Here is a 2,723-nt window from a genome sequence, read left to right on the forward strand (position 1 = left end):
TCGACCTCGACGACCTGCCCGACGACGCCCGCACCCTCATGCACCTGATGCAATCGCTGGTCATGGTCTCCTTCCCCATCGAAGTCTGGAAACAGCCCCGCGTCCCCGACAGCGGCGCCGCCTGGGCCGAAATCACCAAAGAACCGGTGGTCTGAGGCAGGCAGCCCGGTGGTAACACGTACTGGGAGATAACAGTTGCACCCCGCAGGTGTGCCCGTGCTCGAACGACATTCGTCGCTCGAGCGCGGGCACACCTGTATTTGCGGGCCTTCCATTTGTGACCACAGTCATAAGATGTCGTACGCGAGGATGAAATCATCAAGATCAACTACATCTCGCGCTCCACCTCGTTGTTCAGGATCACAAGTCCGAAATGTACGAAACATCCGTGAGTGAGAGGTTCGAGCAGGCGTGATTTGATGTGCGACGAGACTCGGCGTCGGCGCGGCACAGCTGCGATTCGGGGCCGTACTCGGCCACAGCCCGGAGCTTGTTTCTCGAGAGGAAATGATGACCGACATCGAGACGAAGAATTTCTTCACCGACCCTGAGTTCGTCGGCGATCCCAACCCGTACTACGACGCGATGCGCGCGAGCTGCCCCGTCAAGCGCGAACCGCACATGAACGTCATGATGGTCACCGGATACGAGGAAGCAATCCAGGTCCTCAACGATGAGAAGTCCTACTCCTCGTGCATCTCGGTGACCGGCCCGTTCTCGGGCTTCCCGCTCCCGGCCGAGAGCGACGACATCTCGGATCTGATCGAGAAGCACCGCCCCTCGCTGCCGATGAACGATCAGCTACCCACGATGGATCCCCCGCAGCACGCGGACCACCGCGGTCTGCTGATGCGCCTGATCACCCCCAAGCGCCTCAAGGAGAACGAAGAGTTCATCTACCGCCTGGCCGACAAGCTGCTCGACAACATCCTGGCCAAGGGCCAAGGCGAGTACATCAGCGAATTCGCCGGACCCTTCGCGATGCTCGTCATCGCCGATCTCCTTGGCGTCCCGGAGAGCGACCATGAAGAGTTCATCGCCGGCCTGAATCTCGCAACGGAGGGCGGGTTCACTCTCGGCAGCACCGAGGGCGAAGCGCTGAAGTTGAACCCGCTCGAGTTCCTCTACAAGAAATTCGGCGAGTACATCGAGGACCGTCGCGCGAACCCCACGGACGACGTCCTGACCGGGCTCGCCACGGCGACGTTCCCCGATGGCACGCTGCCCCCGGTCGACGACGTCCTCCGCATTGCGGCGAACGTCTTCTCGGCGGGACAGGAGACGACGGTGCGGCTGCTGAGCTCCGGACTCCGGATCATCGCCGAGAATCCCGAGATCCAGCAGGCACTTCGCGAAGATCCGGAGAAGATCCCGAACTTCATCGAGGAGGCGCTTCGGATGGAGAGCCCGATCAAGGGCGACTTCCGGCTCTCCAAGGTCCCGACCGAGGTCGGTGGCGTCGAGGTTCCGGCCGGCACGATCCTCATGCTCCTCAACGGCGCGGCCAACCGCGATTCCAGGCAGTTCTCCGACCCGGAGGACTTCGACCTGGATCGTCGTAATGCGCGTACGCACATCGCATTCGGTCGAGGTGTCCACGCCTGCCCCGGCGCTCCCCTTGCCCGGACCGAAGGCCGTGTGGGTATCCAGCGCCTCCTCGAGCGGACCACCCACATCGCGCTGTCGGAGGAGGTGCACGGACCCGAGGGTGATCGGAAGTTCGACTACCTGCCCACCTTCATCCTCCGCGGCCTGCTGAACCTCAACCTGGAGTACACCGTCGCAGAGGGTGACAGCAAGTGAAGGTTCATGTCGATGACGATGCGTGCCGTGGCCACGGCGTCTGCCTCGCGCTCTGCCCCGACGTCTTCGACCTCAGCGACGGCGGATACGCCGTGACGCTGGTGTCCGAGGTCCCGGCGGAGCACGAGGACAAAGTTCGCGAGGCTGTCGCGAGCTGTCCCGAGCGCGCGATCTCGATTTCGTAGGCCGACTCACACACCGAACACGACGCCCGCCCTCACGGTTTCCACCGTGGGGGCGGGCGTCTGTCGTAGGGTCCGACCACGTAGTTGTTGCAGCGCAACAATTTCCGGATACGACATCCGTCCGTGTCTACCGATACAGCGAGGAGCACCCATGCCCAAGGGATACGTCATCTTGACCGAAGCAATCCGAGACGGGGAGGGAATGGCCGCCTACAGCAGGGCTTCCGCGCCGTCACTCGCCGAGCAGCGCGCGACCGTGCTCGCGGTCGACGCCCGCCCCGACGTGCTCGAAGGTTCGTGGCACGGCGACCGGACCGTCGTCATGGAGTTCGAATCCGTCGCAGCCGCCCGGGCCTGGTACGAGTCCGAGGCGTATCAGAAGGCACTTCCACTGCGCCAGGCCGCCGCCGACTGCAATGTCGTCATCCTCGAAGGTTTCGTGATGCCTCCGTCTCGCGCCTGAGTCGCGAAGCCCACCTCGACGCCTTGCCGGGGTGTTTCACTCTGGGCGTCCGCACAGGCGCCGACCTGGGCCCTTCGCCCGGGTCGGCGCCTTTTTCATACCTCGATCGACTCGATATTGACGTGGGTCCAGTTCTGTGGAAACCTAATGTTCAACAGTGAGAGCGCCATTCTCACTAGAGAGAGTGCTCTCGAACGAAAGGTAGAGCCTTGCCACACTTCACCAAACCGGCCGCAGGAAGCTGGACCGAGAACTACCCCGAAATCGGCACC

3 protein-coding genes are annotated in these 2,723 nt (G+C 63.0%); all 3 read left to right on the forward strand.

From position 1 onward, the window contains the following. The first annotated feature begins 510 nt into the window (after nt 1–510). Nucleotides 511–1,803: a cytochrome P450 gene (locus tag HCA61_RS25770; protein WP_169691042.1), complete on the forward strand. Its 1,293-nt coding sequence runs from the start codon at nt 511–513 to the stop codon at nt 1,801–1,803. After that, nucleotides 1,800–1,988: a ferredoxin gene (locus tag HCA61_RS25775; RefSeq protein ID WP_169691043.1), complete on the forward strand. Its 189-nt coding sequence runs from the start codon at nt 1,800–1,802 to the stop codon at nt 1,986–1,988. The genes HCA61_RS25770 and HCA61_RS25775 overlap by 4 nt, the downstream gene beginning before the upstream one ends. Nucleotides 1,989–2,139: 151 nt before the next feature. Beyond that, complete coding sequence (locus tag HCA61_RS25780) at nt 2,140–2,451, forward strand: DUF1330 domain-containing protein (protein ID WP_169691044.1); 312 nt, start codon at nt 2,140–2,142, stop codon at nt 2,449–2,451. Nucleotides 2,452–2,723 lie beyond the last annotated feature (272 nt).

Source organism: Rhodococcus sp. HNM0563, from assembly GCF_012726195.1.
In the GTDB taxonomy this organism is placed as follows: Bacteria; Actinomycetota; Actinomycetes; order Mycobacteriales; family Mycobacteriaceae; genus Rhodococcus.

What these genes read in the sequence shown, in the direction of transcription:
- HCA61_RS25770 (WP_169691042.1), top strand. Translation starts at nt 511, where the DNA reads ATGACCGACATCGAGACGAAGAATTTCTTCACCGACCCTGAGTTCGTC.
- HCA61_RS25780 (WP_169691044.1), top strand. Translation starts at nt 2,140, where the DNA reads ATGCCCAAGGGATACGTCATCTTGACCGAAGCAATCCGAGACGGGGAG.